Source organism: Micromonospora sp. NPDC048842, from assembly GCF_040649935.1.
Classification (GTDB): domain Bacteria; phylum Actinomycetota; class Actinomycetes; order Mycobacteriales; family Micromonosporaceae; genus Micromonospora; species Micromonospora hortensis.
Map to the genome: position 1 here is coordinate 318,637 of NZ_JBEZGK010000002.1, position 18,345 is coordinate 336,981.

The following is an 18,345-nucleotide window of genomic DNA, read 5'->3' on the forward strand; positions in this document are numbered from 1 at the left end:
GGGGGTGGAGTGGGCGGCGGTGCGGAACCCCGCCCGGTCACCACCCGGCCCGGCCCGGGGTTGCGGATCGCCCGGCTGGTCACCGAGGTGACCGCCCCGGCGGTGCTCGTGTCGCTGCTGATCATCACGGTGAGCTGGCACAGCGCCAGCCGCCCCGGTCAGGGCCTCGTCTGGGGTCTGCTCGCCACGCTCTTCGTCACCGGCATACCGTTCGCCTACATCGTCGGCGGGGTACGCCGTGGCCGGCTCACCGACCACCACGTGGGCCGCCGGGAGCAGCGCCGGGCGCCGCTGCTGGTCGGCCTCGGCTCGGTCGCGGCAGGGCTCGCCCTACTGGCCGTGCTCGGCGCGCCCCGCCCGGTGCTGGCACTGGCGGTGTCCGGCCTCGTCGGCCTCGTCGTCGCCGTGTCGGTCAGCCACTGGTGGAAGATGTCGATCCACTCGGCGGTGGCGGCCGGCACGTTGGTCATCCTGACGCTGACCTTCGGGACCCGGCTGATCGTCGCCGCACCGCTGCTGGCGGTGGTCGGCTGGTCCCGGGTACGGCTGAGAGACCACACTGTGGCGCAGGTGCTGACCGGAGGCGCGCTCGGCGCCCTGATCGCCGCGGTGATCTTCGGCCCGCTGCGCTAGCCCGGGCCCAGGCGGGCGGCGTGCCGTTCGGCCCCCTGCTGGCGATGCCGGCCGGGCCCAGGGTGGGCGGCGTGGAGCCGCCCACCCTCAGGCGCCGTCAGGCGCCGTCGTCGGCGAGGCGGTGGCGGTTCGCCTCGATCCACGCGTCCAGCGCGGCCGGGTCGTCCGGGTCCACCCCGTCGGCCATCAGCTGCGCCACAGCGGCAGTGGCAGCGCTACGCCGCTCACCTGTCGAGTAGAGGCGGGCGAACTCCGGCACCATCTCCTCGATCGCCTCGTCGGTGCGCGTCGCCGCCGCCTCGGGCAGCCCGCGCTGGCGCGACGCGTACCGCGCCCAGGCCCGCAGCACCCGGGGGAGCATCGCCGCGTCGTCCATGTCGAGGACGGCCCGGCGGTGCACCCAGTCGAGCAGGAAGAGCCCGGACACCGCGGGACTCCAGCGCATCGGATCAGCGTCCGGGAAGCTCGCCGAGTGGTCCAGCAGCAGGCTCAGGCAGAAGTGCAGGGAGGCCAACTCCGGGCCGTCGACGGTGTCCAGCCCAAAGCGGGCGGCTTCCGGTGCGGCGAGGAACTGCCGGACCAGGTCGGTGCGCTCGGCCGCGGAGAGCGGCTCGACCTCCGCCGGACCCGTCGGGACGGCAGCGGTGGGCAGCATCGCCAGCCGGGCCCCGACCAACGCTCGGTCGGTGGCGAGTGACCCCTCGCCGGGCAACTCGCCCAGGTCGTCGGTGACCGCCAGATGGCGGGCCACCTCGCCCCGGAACCGGGCTGGATCTTCGGTACGGAACCAGGTCAGCTCGTCGTCGGCGCACATCTGCCGGACCTGGTCCAGGATCCGTTCGGCGGGCCCGCCCACGAAGATGTCCTTGGTGATCCCGATGTTGTGGTCCACCAGGGCCACCAGCGCGTGCTCCGAGCCGCCGGACTCGTCGTCGTAGGCGAAGGTCGCGAGGTAGGAGGTCTGGTCGCCGTACACGTCGCCGTACGCCCAGGTGCCGGTGAGGTGCACCCGGCCGAGCTGGGCCGTCCAGGTGGGCGCCTGGCTGCCCGGGCGCACCCGATCGGCGCCCTCGGCGGTCGGGACGAGGGTGGCGAAGACCTGCCGGATGGTGGTCGCCGCCGCTACCCTGCGGCGGGCGGTGGCGGCGAGGAAGCCGGTGACGAACTCCCGTACGGCCGCGTCGCGGTCGGTCTCCGCGATCGCGTAGACACTGCCCAGCAGGGCGCTGCCGAGCATCTCGGCGTCGAGGGCGGACTCCAGCTTGGTCACGTCGCGTGCGGCGTGCAGCACCGCGTCGTAGGGGGTCTGAGGCGTGGCCATGCTCCGACCCTACGCCGCCCGAGGCGTACGCAGAGCGGTAGCGAGCCGTGCGGAGCGTCAGCGGCGTGCGGCGTCCCGCAGCGCGTCGCGTGCCTGCGCGTACGAGCCCAGCACGATCCGTACCGGTGTCAGCACGTACTCGTCGCCCACCTGGGCGACCCGCGCCGTCAGCCGCTGGTCGGCGCGGGCCCGGGCGCGCCGGGCGGCCCAGCGCACCACCGGGCGGGTCAGCGCCGCCACCAGCAGCCCGGCCAGCAGGCCGCCAAGTAGCAGCACTGTCGGCAGCGGCACCTGGCCGACCATCGGGTTGTCCAGCGCGGGCAGGCCGAGCGCCCGCAGCGCGTAGCCGAGCACCAGCCAGCCCAGCCCGACCACTGCGGCGAGGGTGACCAACCACTGCACACCGCCGACGACCCGCCACCACAGCGGGCGGCGGTCGAGGCCGAGGTCGGTGCCGGCGATCGTGCGATCCAGGGCGTCCGGCAGGTCGCCGAGGCGGGACCGGGCGGCGGAGGTCACCGCGCCGGGCCAGGCGGCGGGCAGGTCGGCGGCGGCCCGGTCGGCGACCGCGCGGATGGCGAGGCCGAGCGCCGAGCGCTGGGCGGCAGTCGGGTCCGGTACCGAGGTGGCCGCCACCAGGCTCTCCGCCGGGTCGGCATGGTCGCCGGCAGGGCCGGGCAGGTGCAGCCGACGCAGCGGGTCGGGGCGCAACCGCCGCCAGCCCCGGACCACTGGCCAGCCGGTGGCCGCGCCGGCCCGGTGTCGGTACGCCCGTTCCACGGCCTCGGTCACCGCTGGCACCCCGGCCGCCCCGGCCAACGCCCGGTTCAACCCGTTGACGGCGGTGTCGTCCGGCTCGTCCGCCGGCCGGGCCGAACCGACCAGCTCGTCCAGGCCGGCGACGACAGTGTCGACGTCACCCGCGAGCCGGCGCAACGCGGCCTGCCGCTCGGCGACGGTGCGCTCCAGGGCGTTGCGCAGCCCGACCATCCCGGCCGGGTCGATGGCGGTGGTGGCCAGCAGGGGCACCCCGGTCAAGCCGTCCGTGTCGAGCAGCCGACGCAGGTCGTCGAGGACCCGGGGCACCTCGGCCGGGGGCAGCCGGTCGGCCTGGTTGAGCACGACAAGAGTGACCTCGCGGTGCCTGTGGAACTCGCGCAGGTAGCTGTCGTGGATGACCCGGTCGGCGTACTTCTGCGGGTCGACCACCCAGACCACCTGGTCGACCAGGCCCAGGAGTCGGTCCACCTCGAGGCGGTGAGATCGCTGCACCGAGTCGAAGTCGGGCAGGTCGAGCAGGATCAGCCCGTGCAGGGCCGTCTCGTCGTCCGCGTCCAGGGCGCTCTCCCGGACGAAGCGGTGACGAGGCAGTACGCCGACCCAGTCGAGCAGATGGTTGGCACCCTCCAGCGGCCCCCACACGCAGGCGTGGGTGACGCCGGTGGTCGGTCTGCGGACACCGACCGGCGATAGCTCCAGTTGGGCCAGCGCGTTGAAGAGGCTGGACTTGCCGCTGCCCGTGGCACCGGCCAGGGCGACCACTGTGTGGTCCCGGGACAGCGCCAGCCGGGTGCCGGCCCGTTCGACCAGTGTGTGCGCGGGCACCAGGTCGGTGTCCGGCAGCAGACCGTCCACGGCGGTCAGGAACCGGCGTACCGCGTCCAGGCGGGCGATCAGCGCGTCGGCGTCGACCCGCTGGTCCCCGCGGAACACCTCGCGTACCCGGCCGGCGATGTTGCTCACCGGGAACCCTCCTCGTCGGCGGCGGACAGGCCGCTGCGGTGCCGGGCCAGCTCGACCCGGCCGGCGGCCCGGCGCAGCCCGTCGCCGGCGTCCTCGGCGGGGCGGGCGTCGGCGGTGCGGCTCAAGAAGCGGTCGGCCTCCGCGTCGAGCAGCGTCCGCACCCGGTCCAGCAGGTCGGCTCGGGCCTTGGCGGCGAGGGTACGCACCGCCTGGTCGCCGAAGATCGCCTGGAGGACGGCCTGCGCGGCGACAGTGGTGCCGGCCCCGGTGGCCAGCTCCAGCCCGGTCGGGATGAACGCGGTGGAGGCGAAGACGGCGATCATCACGGCCAGCCCGGTGGCGTTCACCGCGTACGCGGCGGTGCGGGCCACGAACCGCTTGTCACCGCCCTCGACCCGGACCAGTTCCAGCACACCGCGCTGCCAGTCCCGGACCATGCGCTCGGCGCGCTCGGGCAGGTCGTCGCTCGGGTGGGCGAGCGCCGGGTCGAGCAGCCCGGCGCCGGCCGGGTGTGCCTTCCACCCGGTGTACGCGGACTCGGCGGCCTCCGAGGCCACCCCGCGCAGCAGCGTCACCAGTTGGGACTCGATGGCGTTGCGCAGCTCGACGGCGGGCGCCGGCCGACCGGTGACGGCGGCCACGACCCGGTCCCGGAGGCGGCCGATCCGTGCCTCCAGCGTGCGGAACAGCTCGCCGGTGCCGACGAACTCCTGCCAGCGGGCGAGCACCTCACCCCGGAGCAGCCGGCCGTCCTGAAGCCCCTGCTCGACCGTGCGCTCGGCACCCCGGTACGCGGCCCGGACCCGTTCGTCCAGCCCGTCGGCGGCGGCGAGCTGCTCGTCGGCGGCGTCGGCCAGATCCTCCACTGCCGGGTGGAGCGCGGCCAGCGCCCCGTCGAGGGTCTGGCGGACCACCGCCGCCCGCGCGTCCACGTCGGCGGCCAACCGGGCGAACCAGTCGGCCAGTGGGGCGGTGACTCCCTCGGGCAGCAGCCCTTGACCGTCGACCCAGGTCTCGGGCAACACGAACAGCGGTGCCCGGCCGAGGTCCTGCTCGGCGAGCATCTCGGTCAGGTGCGCGGCGATCTCGTCGGTGGCCTCGGCGGGCACCCGGTCCAGCACCATGGCGATCACCGCGCCGCGCGCCCGGGCACTGCGCAGCAGCTCCCAGGGCACCGCGTCGGCGTACCGGGCGGCGGTGGTGACGAAGAGCCACAAATCGGCGGCGGCCAGCAGTTGGGTGGCGAGCGCCCGGTTGGCGTCGACGACCGAGTCGATGTCGGGCGCGTCGAGGAAGGCCAGCCCGGCGGGCAGGGCCGGGGCGGTGACGAGGTGCAGGGCGCGCGGATCGTCGCTCGGCTCGGTGGTGCGCGTCAGCCCGGGCAGGAGGTCACCCTGCCGAAACCAGGCCGCGTCGGACGGGTTGCAGACCAGCACCGGGGAGCGGGTGGTCGGCCGGAGCACTCCGGCGGCGCTGACCCGGGCCTTGACCAGGCTGTTGACAAGGGTCGACTTACCCGCGCCGGTGGAGCCGCCGACCACCACGAGCAGTGGGGCGTCCAGCCGGGCGAGCCGGGGCAGCAGATAGTCGTCGAGTTGGTCGGTGAGCGCGGTAGCACTGTGCCGGGCAGAGTTGGCAGAGGGCAGCGCGAGGGGATACCGGGTCGCGCCGATCGCCTCCCGGAGGCCCGACAGTGCGCCGGGGAGGCTGTCGTCCCCGGTGGTGGCGGGCGGCTCCTCCGCGGCGTCCGGCGGGTCGGTACGGGCTGCGACGGCGGGCGCACCGGAACGGGTGGCGGGATCGCCGTGCGTCGTCACCGCTAAAGCGTGCCCGACCGATGCAAGGGAAGACAACCGGACGGTAATAACGGCTGGGTTGCGTCGGGTTGACTCAAGTCAACTTGACGATTGGCCAACGCGTGGCACTATTGAGTCCAGTTCACTCAACTTGTGGTGGGGCCCGCTGCGGGCGGTGCTCGCCAGCAGCCCACGGGCGATGCCCGTCACCTGCACAACCTTACGAAGCGAGGAAGCGAAGATGGCACGTGCGGTCGGTATCGACCTCGGCACGACGAACTCCTGCGTCAGCGTTCTCGAGGGCGGTGAGCCCACCGTCATCGCCAACGCTGAGGGGTCGCGGACGACTCCTTCGATCGTCGCGTTCGCCCGTAACGGCGAGGTGCTCGTCGGTGAGGTCGCCAAGCGCCAAGCGGTGACCAACCCGGACCGGACGATCAGGTCGGTCAAGCGCGAGGTCGGCACGAATTGGTCCGTCGACATCGACGGCAAGAAGTACACCCCGCAGGAGATCTCGGCCCGGACCCTGATGAAGCTCAAGCGGGACGCCGAGGCGTACCTGGGTGAGCAGATCACCGACGCGGTGATCACCGTTCCGGCCTACTTCAACGACAGCCAGCGCCAGGCCACCAAGGAGGCCGGTGAGATCGCCGGCTTCAACGTGCTGCGGATCGTCAACGAGCCGACCGCCGCCGCCCTGGCGTACGGGCTGGACAAGGGCTCCAAGGAGCAGACCGTCCTGGTCTTCGACCTCGGCGGCGGCACCTTCGACGTGTCGCTGCTGGAGCTGGCCGAGGGCGTCGTCGAGGTCAAGTCGACAAGCGGTGACAACCAGCTCGGTGGCGACGACTGGGACCAGCGGATCATCGACCACCTGGTCAAGACGTTCCGCGGTGAGCACGGCATCGACCTGGCTCAGGACAAGATGGCCCTCCAGCGGCTCCGTGAGGCCGCCGAGAAGGCCAAGATCGAGCTTTCGGCCGCCACCACCACCAACATCAACCTGCCGTACATCACCGCCGGCGCGGCCGGCCCGCTGCACCTCGACGTGACGCTCAGCCGCGCCGAGTTCCAGCGGATGACGCAGGACCTGCTGGACCGGTGCAAGGGCCCGTTCGAGCAGGCAGTGAAGGACGCCGGGATCAAGATCTCCGACGTCGAGCACGTCATCCTGGTCGGCGGTTCGACCCGGATGCCCGCCGTGACGGACCTGGTCAAGCAGCTCACCGGCCGCGACCCCAACAAGGGCGTCAACCCGGACGAGGTGGTCGCCGTCGGCGCCGCCCTCCAGGCCGGTGTGCTCAAGGGTGAGGTCAAGGACGTTCTGCTGCTCGACGTGACCCCGCTGAGCCTGGGCATCGAGACCAAGGGCGGCATCTTCACCAAGCTGATCGAGCGCAACACCACCATCCCGACCAAGCGTTCCGAGGTCTTCACCACGGCTGACGACAACCAGCCGTCGGTGCTGATCCAGGTCTTCCAGGGTGAGCGGGAGATCGCGGCGTACAACAAGAAGCTCGGCACCTTCGAGCTGACCGGCCTCCCGCCGGCGCCGCGCGGCGTGCCGCAGATCGAGGTCGCCTTCGACATCGACGCCAACGGCATCGTCAACGTGCACGCCAAGGACCTGGGCACCGGCAAGGAACAGAAGATGACGATCACCGGCGGCTCCTCGCTGCCGAAGGACGACATCGAGCGGATGCGCCGGGACGCCGAGGAGCACGCGGAGGAGGACAAGCGCCGCCGCGACGACGCCGAGACCCGCAACGTGGCCGAGGCGCTCCAGTGGCAGACCGAGAAGTTCCTCGCCGAGAGCGGCGACAAGCTGCCCGGTGAGAACCGCGAGCAGCTCAACGAGGCGCTCGGCGAGCTGCGTGGCGCCCTCGGCGGTCAGGACATCGAGAAGATCAAGTCGGCCCACGAGAAGCTGGCGCAGGTCTCCCAGCAGGCCGGTTCGCTGCTCTACTCGCAGCAGGCCGAGCAGGGTCAGCAGCCGGGTGGCGAGCCCGGCCCGGGTGCAACCGGCGCGACCGGTGCGACCGGCGCGCAGGCCGGCGGCGCCGACGACGTGGTCGACGCGGAAATCGTGGACGAGGACGGCAAGAAGTGACCGTCGACCTCCGGCACGTTTCCACCGCGAAGGGGATGAGGTAGCCGCATGACGCAGAAGCCACGAGCCGCCGACCCGGGCGACACCGGGTCGACGCCGGGTGGCTCCGCGACCACGGAGCCGACCGGCGACGGGGAGCGGGTCGTCATCCGCAACAACCGCAAGCTCGTCGACACCGCCGAGCCGGAGGGCACCGCCGCCGACGCGGAGACCGGTGTGCCGGCCGAGGGTCTGGTCGAGGACGCCGAGGTCGTGGTCGACGAGATCGAGGTCGAGGTCAACGCCACCGACGGGCCGGAGCCGTCCGGTCCGCCGGTGGTGGACGCCCCGGCGCAGCCGGTGGACGGCGGCGGCGCGGGCACCTCGCTCGGCGCCGAGCTGGAGGCTCTCCGGGCCGAGCTCGACGAGCGGACCAGGGACCTGCAGCGGGTGTCGGCGGAGTACGCCAACTACCGCAAGCGCATCGACCGCGACCGCAACCTCGTGCAGGAGCAGGCGACCGGCTCGGTGCTGGCAGCACTGCTACCGATCCTTGACGACCTGGACCGGGCGCGGGAACACGGCGACCTGGTCGGGCCGTTCGGCACCGTGGCGGAACAGCTCACCACCGCGCTTGGCAAGTTCGGCCTGAACGCCTTCGGCGAGCAGGGCGACCCGTTCGATCCGACCCGGCACGAGGCGGTCGCGCACCAGACCTCGGCCGACGTCAGCGAGCCGACCTGTGTGCAGGTCATGCGGCGCGGCTACCAGCTCGGTGAGCGGCTGCTGCGCCCCGCGCTGGTAGCGGTCGCGGATCCGGAATAGTGCCAGACAGTGACCGAGCCGTCCCGTCCACCGCTCATCGGTGGGCGGGACGGCCGGGCCACCAGGGTCGGAAGGAGGTGGACCGGTGAGTTCGAAGGACTGGATCGAGAAGGACTTCTACGCCGTGCTCGGCGTGGACAAGGCCGCCTCCGCGGATGACATCAAGAAGGCGTACCGCAAGGTGGCCCGGGAGTCGCACCCGGACCACAACCCGGGCGACCCGAAGGCCGAGGAGCGGTTCAAGGCCGCGTCCGAGGCGTACAACGTGCTGTCGGACAGCGGCCGCCGTCGCGAGTACGACGAGATGCGTTCGCTGTTCGGCTCGGGCGCGTTCCGGCGCAACGCCAGGGGTGGGGGTCAGCCGGGCGGCACGCCGTTCGACGTCTCCGACATGTTCGGCGGCGGCGGAGGCGGCGACCGTCGCTTCGGCGGCGCCGGCTTCCAGGACCTGTTCAGCTCGATCTTCAGTGGCGGTCAGGCCGGTGGGCAGGCCGCACCACGCGGTCCGGCCCGTGGTCGGGACGTGGAGACCGAGGTGGCGCTGGACTTCGGCGACGCGGTGCGCGGAGTGACGCTGCCCCTGACGCTGCGCGCGCCGGGAGTCTGCGACACCTGCCACGGCAACGGGGCCAAGCCCGGCACCCAGCCGCGTACCTGCCCGGTCTGTCATGGCGCCGGCGTGACCACCCGCAACCAGGGGTCGTTCAGCTTCTCCGAGCCGTGCCGCAACTGCCAGGGCGTCGGCACGGTGGTCGAGGAGAAGTGCCCGGAGTGCCACGGCAGCGGCGGTGTCACCAAGACCCGCACCATGAACGTGCGCTTCCCGGCCGGTGTGGCCGACGGTCAACGCATCCGGCTGGCCGGGCGTGGTGAGCCGGGCGAGCGCGGTGGCCCGGCTGGCGACCTCTTCGTGCACGTCAAGGTTCGCCCGGACGAGCTGTTCGGGCGTACCGGTGACGACCTGACGCTGACCGTGCCGGTCACCTTCGCGGAGGCCGTGCTCGGCACGGACCTGCGGGTGCCCACGCTCGATGGTGCGATGACCCTGCGGGTGCCGCCGGGAACGCCGAGCGGGCGGGTGCTGCGGGCCCGGGGCAAGGGTGTGGTCCGCCGCGACGGGCAGGCCGGTGACCTGCTGGTCACGCTGGACGTGGTGGTGCCGGCCCGATTGTCGGACGAGGCGCGCACGGCGCTGGAGTCGTTCGCCGAGCAGACCCCGCCGGCGGCCCGGGAACATCTCGACGCCCGGGTGCGTCGAGTCAGTTAGTCCAGTGGAATGGACGCGGAGGTGAGCGGGATGTCGGGCGAGTTCCTCGGTTCGGGCGACCCTGCCTACGAGGCCAAGGTGCTGATGATCTCGGTAGCGGCACGGATGGCGGGGATGCACCCGCAGACCCTGCGCCAGTACGACCGACTGGGGCTGGTGCAGCCCGGCCGAGCCGCTGGTGGCGGGCGTCGCTACAGCGTCCGCGACGTGGTGTTGCTGCGCGAGGTGCAGCGGCTCAGCCAGGACGACGGCATCAACCTGGCCGGCGTCAAGCGGATCATCGGGCTGGAACGGCTGTTGGAGCAGGCGCAGCAGCGGGTGGCCCGGCTGGAGGCGGAGCTGGACGCCGCATACCGCCGGGTGGCGGAGCTGGAGTCGTTGGCCCGCTTCCCGGGCCGGGATCTGGTGCCGACCAACCGCACCTCCACCGCCCTGGTGGTGTGGCGCCCACGCCGGACGCCCGATCGCTGACCCGCCGCTCACCCGGATCTGACTTCTCGGCCCGGACCACGCTGGATTCCCGGCGCGGTCCGGGCCACTTCAGTTAGCCTGTCGATAAGGGTCCAATCGGCTTAATCTGGACCTACCGGCATGGCAAGGGGGAGCGATGGCGGAATCGGCGAAGAAGGTGGCCCAGCAGACCGAGGACCGGTTGGAGAACCTGGCCGAGACCGTCCGCAAGAAGTTCGACAAGGTGACCGAGGGGACCTATCGGGACCGGATCATCGCGGGCCGGTTCGCCGAAGACGGCGACCACGCCGGCGAACGGGGCCGACCCGAGACGGAGCGTAAGCAGGACTGACCGGTGACCGACGTGCGGGCCGGGACCCACGGGGGGTCCCGGCCCGTTCGCCGTGTCGGGGTCGCGGCCCGTTCGCTGTCGGGAAGTGCGGGCCGACGTTGGGACGCCGCCCTCGACCCGAGCTGGGTGGCCGGCCGACGCACAGGTTTTCTAGAGCTGAATCGTTGACGACATCGCGCCACCGGGGCGGGCGTGAATCGTTTACGACATCAGCTCCAAAGGGCCGCACACAGCAACAGCACCCCACCGCCGCGGGCGAGGGAGCCGCCTGAGCCGTCTCAGCCGAGGCGGCGGTTCTCGCGGACCAGGCCGCCCTCGCACCAGTCCCGGTAGACGAAGAGGTCCGGTCGGGCCAACAGCACCCGGCCGTTGTGCGCCCAGACCTTCATCAGCTCGTCGCCGTCACGCTCGGCCTGTTCGACGAGCTTGCGGAAGCGGCGCTTCGGGTGGGCGCGGAAGTTCGTCCGGATGCCGTCGGCCGCGTAGATGTAGAGGCAGTGCAACGCGAAACGCCGGGCCGGGCAGGTTGGATCCATCGCCAACTCGAAGAGTGTCAACACCAGCCGGTCACCGGAGACCAGCAGGTCCCAGTCGGGTGGCATCGAGGCCAACGGCACCGAATCGGGCTGGTACGCCCACGCTCGCAACTCCGCCGGAGTCGGATCGACGGGGTTGGCGAAGCCGTGGAACGTCGACTCCTGCACGCTCACCGGCCAACCTTCCGCTCTCGCCCGCGTTTGGCAACGCTGCCTGCGGACCCTGGGCTGCTGGGGCGAAACGGTAACCCGCCGTCGGGTGCTGCGGTAGTACCCGCGAGGAGCAATTCCGCAACCGTTGGCACGGGCGGGTCCATCGCATCGACGGCGCAGCCGATGATGCTCCTATGACTATCCACGTTCGACGGTTTCAGCGGGGCGCCGAGGCCGAGTTCGTCGCGGGGCTGGAGTGGCTATTCGCCCCTCCCGGCAGTCGTCCCGGGGATTGGGACCGCGACCGCGCCGTCGAGCGGACCGGGCAATTGCTCGCCCACGAGGACGTCGCACTCTTCGCGGCACGATCGGACGAAGATCAGTTGGTCGGCGTGGCCAGCGTCTACGTGGACATCCTCTCGGTGCGCTTCGGCCGCAGGGCTTCGATCGAGGACCTCGCCGTGCACCCCGAGTGGCGTTCCCGGGGTGTCGGCTCCAGCCTCCTCACGGTGGCCAGGGCGTGGGCGAACGAACAGGGTGCCGACTACGTCTTCCTGGAGTCCGGCCTTGCCCGCACCGAGGCGCACCGTTTCTACCTCCGCGAGGGCGCGACCCACGCCGCCGCGGCGTTCAGGTGGAGCTCAGTGCAGTGAGTCGGCGACCGGGATCGGCTCCCGCCGTTGGGCCGCCGCGCGGTTGCGCAGCCACCGCTTGAACCACGGGTAGTCAGGCAGCCGGGCCAGGATCGGCCCGGTCACCACTGTGATCAGGACGTACGTAGCGGCCAGCGCGGCCAACCGCGGCTCGACGCTCCCGGCGGCCACCGCGAGCCCGGCGATGACGATCGAGAACTCACCTCGGGGTACGAGTGCCAGGCCGGTCCGCCATCGACCGGGTTCCGCGATGCCGACCCGGCGGGCGGCCAGGTAGCCGGTGAGCGTCTTCGTCGCCATGGTGACCACGGCCAGGGCGAGTGCCGGCAGCAGCACCGGCGGAATGTCCTGCGGGTCGGTGGTCAGGCCGAAGAAGACGAAGAACACCGCGGCGAACAGGTCCCGCAGCGGCGAGAGCAACTCGGTGGCGTGGTGCGCCACCGGGCCGGAGAGCGCGATGCCTACCAGGAACGCGCCGACCGCCGCCGACACCTTGAGCGAAGCGGCGAGGCCCGCGATCAGTAACGTCAGACCGAGTACGCCGAGCAGCAGCGCCTCCGGGTCCTTCACCGACAGGGCGGACGAGATCAGGTGGCCGTACCGGATGGCGACCACCAGCACGATCAGCACCGTTCCCACCGCGATGGTGAGCGCGATCCCGCCGCCGAGCAGGCCGGTGCCGGCCAGTACGGCAGTGACGAGTGGCAGGTAGAGGGCCATCGCCAGGTCCTCGATGACCAGCACCGAGAGGATCACCGGTGTTTCCCGGTTACCGAGCCGGCCCAGGTCGGCGAGGACCTTGGCGATCACGCCGGAGGACGAGACCCAGGTGATGCCGCCGAGCACCAGGGCGGCGACCCAGTCCCAGCCGAGCAGCAGGGCGAACCCCGCGCCGGGTAGCGCGTTGAGGACGCCGTCGATCAGCCCGGCCGGTGCCGCCGAGCGCAGGTTGCCGACGAGTTCGTTTGCCGAGTACTCCAGGCCGAGCATCACCAGCAGAAGGATGACGCCGATCTCGGCGCCGACTGCGAAGAACTCCTCGCTGGCGTCCAGCGGCAGCAGCCCGCCGTGCCCGAACGCGAGCCCGGCGAGCAGGTAGAGGGGAATGGGAGAGAGGCCGAATCGCCGGCTGAGCCGGCTGAGAAGCCCAAGCAGCAGCAGCAGCGCACCGACTTCGATGAGCAGCGTGGTGAAATCGTGCATCCGCCTCAGCCGTCCGGGTCACTGTCGGCGAGGATGGCGGAAACGCCGTCGAGACCTCTACGGGTCCCGACAACGACCACCACGTCGCCGGCCGCGAAGCGGAAGGAGGGGAGTGGCGAAACGATCACTTCGCCTTCACGCAGTACAGCCACGATGGAGGCGCTGGTGCGGGTACGCGCCTTGGTGTCGCCGAGCTTCCGGTTGACGTACGGGGAGCCGGCAGTGATGGCGATCTGCTCGGTGAGCAGACCGGCGGCCTGCTCCCGGAGCCCGGAGAGCTGGCCGAGCATCAGCGACGCGCCGAGGATGTCGGCAAGAGCCTCGGCCTCGTCGTCGGTCAGCGGAATGTCCGACTGGCAGGCGTCCGGGTCGTCGGGATCGTAGAGAACGAGATCACGGCGGCCGTTGCGGTGAGAAACGACGCCCAGGCGGCGTCCGGACTCCGTCACCAGATCGTGACGTACCCCGATCCCGGGTAAGGCGGTCTGCTCGACACGTACTCGCACAGTCCAAGGCTACCGCTTCGTGAACAGAACGCAGATCTTGGAGGGACAGCCCTCCTCGGATCAAGCGGTCGGTGCCCGCGCCGGCAGAGCGGGCGCGGGCACCTGGGCACGTCGGGGTCAGCGGAGGCTGGCGAAGAACTCGCGGATGTCGGCGACCAGCACCTCGGTGGCCTGGTGGGCGGCGTAGTGGCCGCCGACGTCGCCCCGGCCGTCGACGTCGGTCTCGTACGCCGTCCACCGGACGATGTTCGCGTGGTCCCGCTCGGCGAAGCGGCGGATGGACTGGAAGTCGCCGGGGAACATGGCCAGCGCGGTCGGAGCGGTGGTCGGCTCGGTCGGCGGTTCGCCGGCGTGCGCGTCCTCCCAGTAGAGCCGGATCGCCGAGGCGGCCGTGCCGGTGAACCAGTAGAGCGCCACGTTGGCCAGGATGAAGTCGGCGTCCAGGCTCTCGTCGAAGAGTTGGGCGTTCCAGGCGAGCAGCCCCACCGGCGAGTCGGCCAGCGCGAACGCCAGGGTCTGCGGCTGCTGACTGTGCACCTGGTTGAAGGAGAACTTGTTCTCGTAGAACCACTGGAGGTGCCCGAGCGCCGCCTGGTCCGCCTCGGAGAGCCCGGCGAACTCGGCCGGGTCGCCGGAGGGGAACGAGAAGAGCTGGGTGACGTGTACGCCGAGCACCCGCCCCGGGTCGACCCGGCCCAGCTCCGGCGCGACCATCGAGCCGGCGTCGTTGCCGACCGCGCCGTAGCTGTCGTACCCCAGGCGGTTCATCAACTCGGCCCAGGCGCGGGCGATGCGGAACCGGTTCCAGCCGGCGGCGCGGGTCGGGCCGGAGAAACCGAACCCGGGCAGCGACGGAACGACCACGTGGAAGGCCGGCGCGTCCCTGTCGGTCGGCTCGGTGAGCGGGGCGATCACGTCGAGGTACTCCAGTACCGAGCCGGGCCACCCGTGGGTGAGCACCAGCGCCGTGGCGTCCGGCCGGGACGACCGGACGTGCAGGAAGTGGATCTGCTCGCCGTCGATCTCGGTGACGAACTGCGGGTTTGCGTTCAGGCGGGCCTCGACGGCTCGCCAGTCGAACTCGCCCCGCCACCTGTCGACGAGGGTGCGCACCCGGTCGTTGCTCATCCCGTACGAACCACCGGCGCCGGGCAGGTCGGCGGGCCAGAGGGTGCGGTCCAGCCGGGCGGCCAGGTCGTCGAGGGCGGTCTGCGGGATCTCGACGCGGAACGGGCGGATCGCGGTGTCGCTCATGGCGGAACTCCTTCGGAACGGAATGTTTCGTTCTGTAATTACCATAGCAGAGCGGAACGATCCGTTCCACTGTTAGGCTGAGAGCATGTCAACGACTTCCGGCAAGACGCTGGGCGGTCGCCGCGCCCAGGCCGCCCGCAACGACGAGGTCATCCTCGAAGCCGCCCGCGCCGTCTTCCTCGACGACCCGAAGGCCCCGATCGCCGCCGTCGCGGAGCGCGCGGGCGTCGGCATCAGCGCCCTCTACCGGCGGTACGCGGGAAAGGAGGACCTGCTGCGCCAGCTCTGCCACGACGGCCTGCGCCGGTACGTCACCGAGGCCGAGACCGCCCTCGACGAGCCGGACGACTGGGCCGCTTTCACCGGCTTCCTGGCCCGGGTGGTCGACGCCGACGTGCACTCGCTCACAGTCCATCTGGCCGGCACCTTCACCCCGACCGAGGAGATGGGCCGGGACGCGATGCGCGCCGGCGAGTTGGCCACCGCTCTGGTCGACCGGGCCCACGCCAGCGGGCGGCTGCGCCCCGACGCTGTCGTACACGATCTGGGGTTGCTGTTGGAGGCGTGCGCCGCGGTCCGCGTACCCGATCCGGAGCGGACCCGCCAACTGCGCCGGCGGCAGCTCGCGGTCCTGCTGGCCGGTCTGTCGTCGGTGCCGGAAGCGGACCCGCTGCCCGGCCCGCCCCCGGCGGCCGGCGAGTTCGACTGGCGGTGGCGGCGCCGGGAGTGATGGGCGTCACGCGCTAAGGTTGAGCGGAATACGCTCAACTCTGGTTGTGTCCAACCCAATGGACAACGCCGATCCGGGGGAGCCCATGAACACCGAAAGACTCACCACCAAGAGCCGCGAAACCATCACGGGCGCTGTCGCGCTGGCCAACCAGCGCGGTCACGCCACAGTGGAGCCCTGGCACCTGCTCCTCTCACTCCTGGACACCGACGGCTCGACCGCCACCGGTTTGCTGCGCGCCGTCGGGGCCGACCCGACCGAGCTGCGCCAGGCCGCCCAGCGCGCTGTCGACAACCTGCCGGCCGCACGCGGCTCCAGCATCGCCGAGCCGACGTTGGCTCGGGAGTTCGTCAACGCCATCGGTGCCGCCGAGCAGATCGCCAGGCCGCTGGGCGACGAGTACACCTCCACCGAGCACCTGCTCGCCGGCCTGGCCCGGGTGGGCGGGGCGGTGTCCGGAGCGCTGAAGACCGCCGGTGCCACCGAGGAGGCCCTGGTCGCCGCCTTCCCGACCGTTCGCGGTGGGGACCGGCGAGTCACCACCGCCGACCCCGAGCAGACCTACCAGGCCCTGACCAAGTACGGCGTCGACCTCACCGCCAGCGCCCGGGACGGCAAGATCGACCCGGTCATCGGCCGGGACTCCGAGATCCGTCGGGTCATCCAGGTGCTCTCCCGGCGTACCAAGAACAACCCGGTGCTGATCGGCGAGCCCGGCGTCGGCAAGACCGCGATCGTCGAGGGCCTGGCCCAGCGGATCGTCGCCGGCGACGTGCCCGAGTCGCTGCGCGACAAGAAGCTGATCTCGCTGGACCTCGGCGCGATGGTCGCCGGTGCGCAGTACCGGGGCCAGTTCGAGGAGCGACTGAAGTCCGTCCTGGAGGAGATCAAGAACTCCAACGGGCAGGTCATCACGTTCCTCGACGAGCTGCACACAGTCGTCGGTGCCGGCAAGGGCGAGGGCTCGATGGACGCCGGCAACATGCTCAAGCCGATGCTGGCCCGTGGTGAGCTGCGGATGGTGGGCGCCACCACGCTGGACGAGTACCGCGAGCACATCGAGAAGGACCCGGCACTGGAGCGTCGTTTCCAGCCGGTGCTTGTCGGTGAGCCGACCATCGAGGACACCATCGGCATCCTGCGCGGGCTCAAGGAGCGCTACGAGGTGCACCACGGCGTACGGATCACCGACGCCGCGCTGGTGGCCGCCGCGACGCTGTCCGACCGTTACATCACCGACCGGTTCCTGCCCGACAAGGCGATCGACCTGGTCGACGAGTCCGCGTCCCGGCTCCGGATGGAGATCGACTCGCGGCCGGTCGAGGTGGACGAGATCGAGCGGGCGGTCCGCCGGCTGGAGATCGAGGAGATGGCCCTGGCCAAGGAGCCGGACGCCGCCTCGGCCGAGCGGTTGGAGCGGCTCCGCAAGGAGTTGGCCGACAAGCGCGAGCAGCTCACGGTGCTCTCCGAGCGTTGGCAGACGGAGAAGAGCCACATCACCAAGCTCTCCACCGCCAAGGAGGAGCTGGAACGCCTCGGCGGTGAGGCCGAGCGGGCCGAGCGGGACGGCGAACTGGAACGCGCCGCCGAGCTGCGCTACGGCCGGATCCCCGCCCTGAAGGTCGAGCTGAAGCAGGCCGCCGAGGAACTGGCCCAGCTCCAGGCCGACGGCGCGATGCTCAAGGAGGAAGTCGGCGCGGACGACATCGCCGCGGTGGTGGCCTCCTGGACCGGCATCCCCGCCGGCCGCCTGCTCGAAGGTGAGACGGCCAAGCTGCTGCGGATGGAGGAGTCGCTGGGCGGCCGGGTGGTCGGCCAGACCGAGGCGGTCGGCGCGGTCTCCGATGCGGTACGCCGCGCCCGGGCCGGTATCGCCGACCCGGATCGCCCGACCGGCAGCTTCCTCTTCCTCGGCCCCACCGGCGTCGGCAAGACCGAGCTGGCCAAGGCCCTCGCCGAGTTCCTCTTCGACGACGAGCGGGCCATGGTCCGCATCGACATGAGCGAGTACGGCGAGAAGCACTCGGTCGCCCGCCTGGTCGGTGCCCCGCCCGGCTACGTCGGTTACAACGAGGGTGGTCAGCTCACCGAGGCGGTGCGCCGACGGCCGTACTCGGTGGTGCTGCTGGACGAGGTGGAGAAGGCCCACCCGGACGTCTTCGACGTGCTGCTCCAGGTGCTCGACGACGGCCGGCTCACCGACGGCCAGGGTCGCACCGTGGACTTCCGTAACGCGATCCTGATCCTCACGTCCAACCTCGGGTCGTCGGTGATCAGCGACCTGACGCTCGCCGACGAGCAGCGCCGGGAGGGCGTGCTGGCCGTGGTCCGGTCGCACTTCAAGCCGGAGTTCCTCAACCGGCTGGACGACATGGTGGTCTTCGCCTCGCTGCGTGGGGACGACCTGCGCTCCATCGTCGACATCCAGTTGAACCGGATGCGGCGGCGGTTGGCCGATCGCCGGCTGGGTCTGGAGATCACCGATGCCGCCCGGGACTGGCTGGCCGAGCACGGCTACGACCCGATCTACGGTGCGCGACCGCTCCGTCGCCTGGTCCAGACCGCAATCGGAGACCAACTGGCGAAGGCCCTCCTGTCCGGCCAGATCCGCGACGGCGAAACGGTGAAGGTGGACCGCGCCACCGAAACCAACACCCTCTCCGTCACCGCCGCCTGATCCGCCGCGCCCGGGCCGATCCCGCCTCGCAGGCGGGGTCGGCCCGACCCGTTTCTCCGCCCCGACGGCACCCCACCGGGACGCTCCGTAGCTGCCGCATCACCAGACAATGAAGTGTTTCTCCAGGTGCGCGGGGTTGTTACCGTTCCCGCCGACG

General features: G+C 71.5%; 16 protein-coding genes. 9 read left to right on the plus strand and 7 right to left on the minus strand.

All coding sequences use genetic code 11. The annotated features are described in order from the left end of the window. Positions 1-9 precede the first annotated feature (9 nt). Positions 10-633, plus strand: coding sequence for a phosphatase PAP2 family protein (locus AB0C19_RS03995; protein ID WP_357178974.1), 624 nt, complete (start codon positions 10-12; stop codon positions 631-633). 97 nt (positions 634-730) lie between these two features. Here AB0C19_RS03995 and AB0C19_RS04000 read toward each other — a convergent pair whose 3' ends face one another. From AB0C19_RS04000 to AB0C19_RS04010, 3 genes are read right to left on the minus strand one after another with little or no spacing between them, the layout of a single operon-like run. After that, positions 731-1,954, minus strand: a complete 1,224-nt coding sequence (locus AB0C19_RS04000; protein WP_357178976.1) for a hypothetical protein — start codon at positions 1,952-1,954, stop codon at positions 731-733. Positions 1,955-2,011: 57 nt separating this feature from the next. Next, entirely contained in the window at positions 2,012-3,697 is a 1,686-nt protein-coding gene (locus tag AB0C19_RS04005) for a GTPase (RefSeq protein ID WP_357178979.1), read from the minus strand. After that, positions 3,694-5,514, minus strand: a complete 1,821-nt coding sequence (locus AB0C19_RS04010; RefSeq protein ID WP_357178982.1) for an ABC transporter — start codon at positions 5,512-5,514, stop codon at positions 3,694-3,696. The genes AB0C19_RS04005 and AB0C19_RS04010 overlap by 4 nt, the downstream gene beginning before the upstream one ends. A 220-nt stretch (positions 5,515-5,734) precedes the next feature. Between AB0C19_RS04010 and dnaK the strand changes: the two genes are divergently transcribed. The 5 genes from dnaK (at position 5,735) to AB0C19_RS04035 (ending at position 10,476) form a co-directional block, all read left to right on the plus strand. Continuing rightward, positions 5,735-7,603: a molecular chaperone DnaK gene (gene dnaK / locus AB0C19_RS04015; RefSeq protein ID WP_112586096.1), complete on the plus strand. Its 1,869-nt coding sequence runs from the start codon at positions 5,735-5,737 to the stop codon at positions 7,601-7,603. Positions 7,604-7,651: 48 nt separating this feature from the next. Then, on the plus strand, positions 7,652-8,407 hold the full coding sequence (grpE, locus tag AB0C19_RS04020; RefSeq protein ID WP_357178986.1) for a nucleotide exchange factor GrpE: 756 nt from the start codon (positions 7,652-7,654) through the stop codon (positions 8,405-8,407). An 85-nt stretch (positions 8,408-8,492) separates the two neighbouring features. Continuing rightward, positions 8,493-9,674, plus strand: coding sequence for a molecular chaperone DnaJ (dnaJ, locus tag AB0C19_RS04025; RefSeq protein WP_357178989.1), 1,182 nt, complete (start codon positions 8,493-8,495; stop codon positions 9,672-9,674). Between the two features lie 30 nt (positions 9,675-9,704). Beyond that, positions 9,705-10,145, plus strand: coding sequence for a helix-turn-helix transcriptional regulator (locus tag AB0C19_RS04030; protein WP_030332087.1), 441 nt, complete (start codon positions 9,705-9,707; stop codon positions 10,143-10,145). 136 nt (positions 10,146-10,281) lie between these two features. After that, entirely contained in the window at positions 10,282-10,476 is a 195-nt protein-coding gene (locus AB0C19_RS04035) for a hypothetical protein (RefSeq protein ID WP_357178992.1), read from the plus strand. 278 nt (positions 10,477-10,754) lie between these two features. On the opposite strand, the gene AB0C19_RS04040 is transcribed toward AB0C19_RS04035, so the two are convergent. Next, entirely contained in the window at positions 10,755-11,186 is a 432-nt protein-coding gene (locus AB0C19_RS04040) for a hypothetical protein (protein ID WP_357178995.1), read from the minus strand. A gap of 173 nt (positions 11,187-11,359) precedes the next feature. Here AB0C19_RS04040 and AB0C19_RS04045 point away from each other — a divergent pair, with 173 nt between their 5' ends. Beyond that, positions 11,360-11,818, plus strand: coding sequence for a GNAT family N-acetyltransferase (locus AB0C19_RS04045; protein ID WP_357178998.1), 459 nt, complete (start codon positions 11,360-11,362; stop codon positions 11,816-11,818). On the opposite strand, the gene AB0C19_RS04050 is transcribed toward AB0C19_RS04045, so the two are convergent. From AB0C19_RS04050 to AB0C19_RS04060, 3 genes are all read right to left on the minus strand, one after another. Then, positions 11,807-13,021: a cation:proton antiporter gene (locus AB0C19_RS04050; protein ID WP_238685255.1), complete on the minus strand. Its 1,215-nt coding sequence runs from the start codon at positions 13,019-13,021 to the stop codon at positions 11,807-11,809. The two genes, AB0C19_RS04045 and AB0C19_RS04050, sit on opposite strands and share 12 nt — an antisense overlap. Positions 13,022-13,026: 5 nt before the next feature. After that, complete coding sequence (locus AB0C19_RS04055; protein WP_030332098.1) at positions 13,027-13,527, minus strand: TrkA C-terminal domain-containing protein; 501 nt, start codon at positions 13,525-13,527, stop codon at positions 13,027-13,029. 117 nt (positions 13,528-13,644) lie between these two features. Beyond that, entirely contained in the window at positions 13,645-14,781 is a 1,137-nt protein-coding gene (locus AB0C19_RS04060) for an epoxide hydrolase (RefSeq protein ID WP_357179003.1), read from the minus strand. An 85-nt stretch (positions 14,782-14,866) separates the two neighbouring features. On the opposite strand from AB0C19_RS04060, the gene AB0C19_RS04065 reads away from it, so the two are divergent. Both AB0C19_RS04065 and clpB read left to right on the plus strand, forming a co-directional pair. Continuing rightward, positions 14,867-15,511: a helix-turn-helix domain-containing protein gene (locus AB0C19_RS04065; protein WP_357179007.1), complete on the plus strand. Its 645-nt coding sequence runs from the start codon at positions 14,867-14,869 to the stop codon at positions 15,509-15,511. Between the two features lie 85 nt (positions 15,512-15,596). Further along, positions 15,597-18,188, plus strand: a complete 2,592-nt coding sequence (clpB, locus tag AB0C19_RS04070; RefSeq protein ID WP_357179010.1) for an ATP-dependent chaperone ClpB — start codon at positions 15,597-15,599, stop codon at positions 18,186-18,188. Positions 18,189-18,345: the final 157 nt, after the last annotated feature.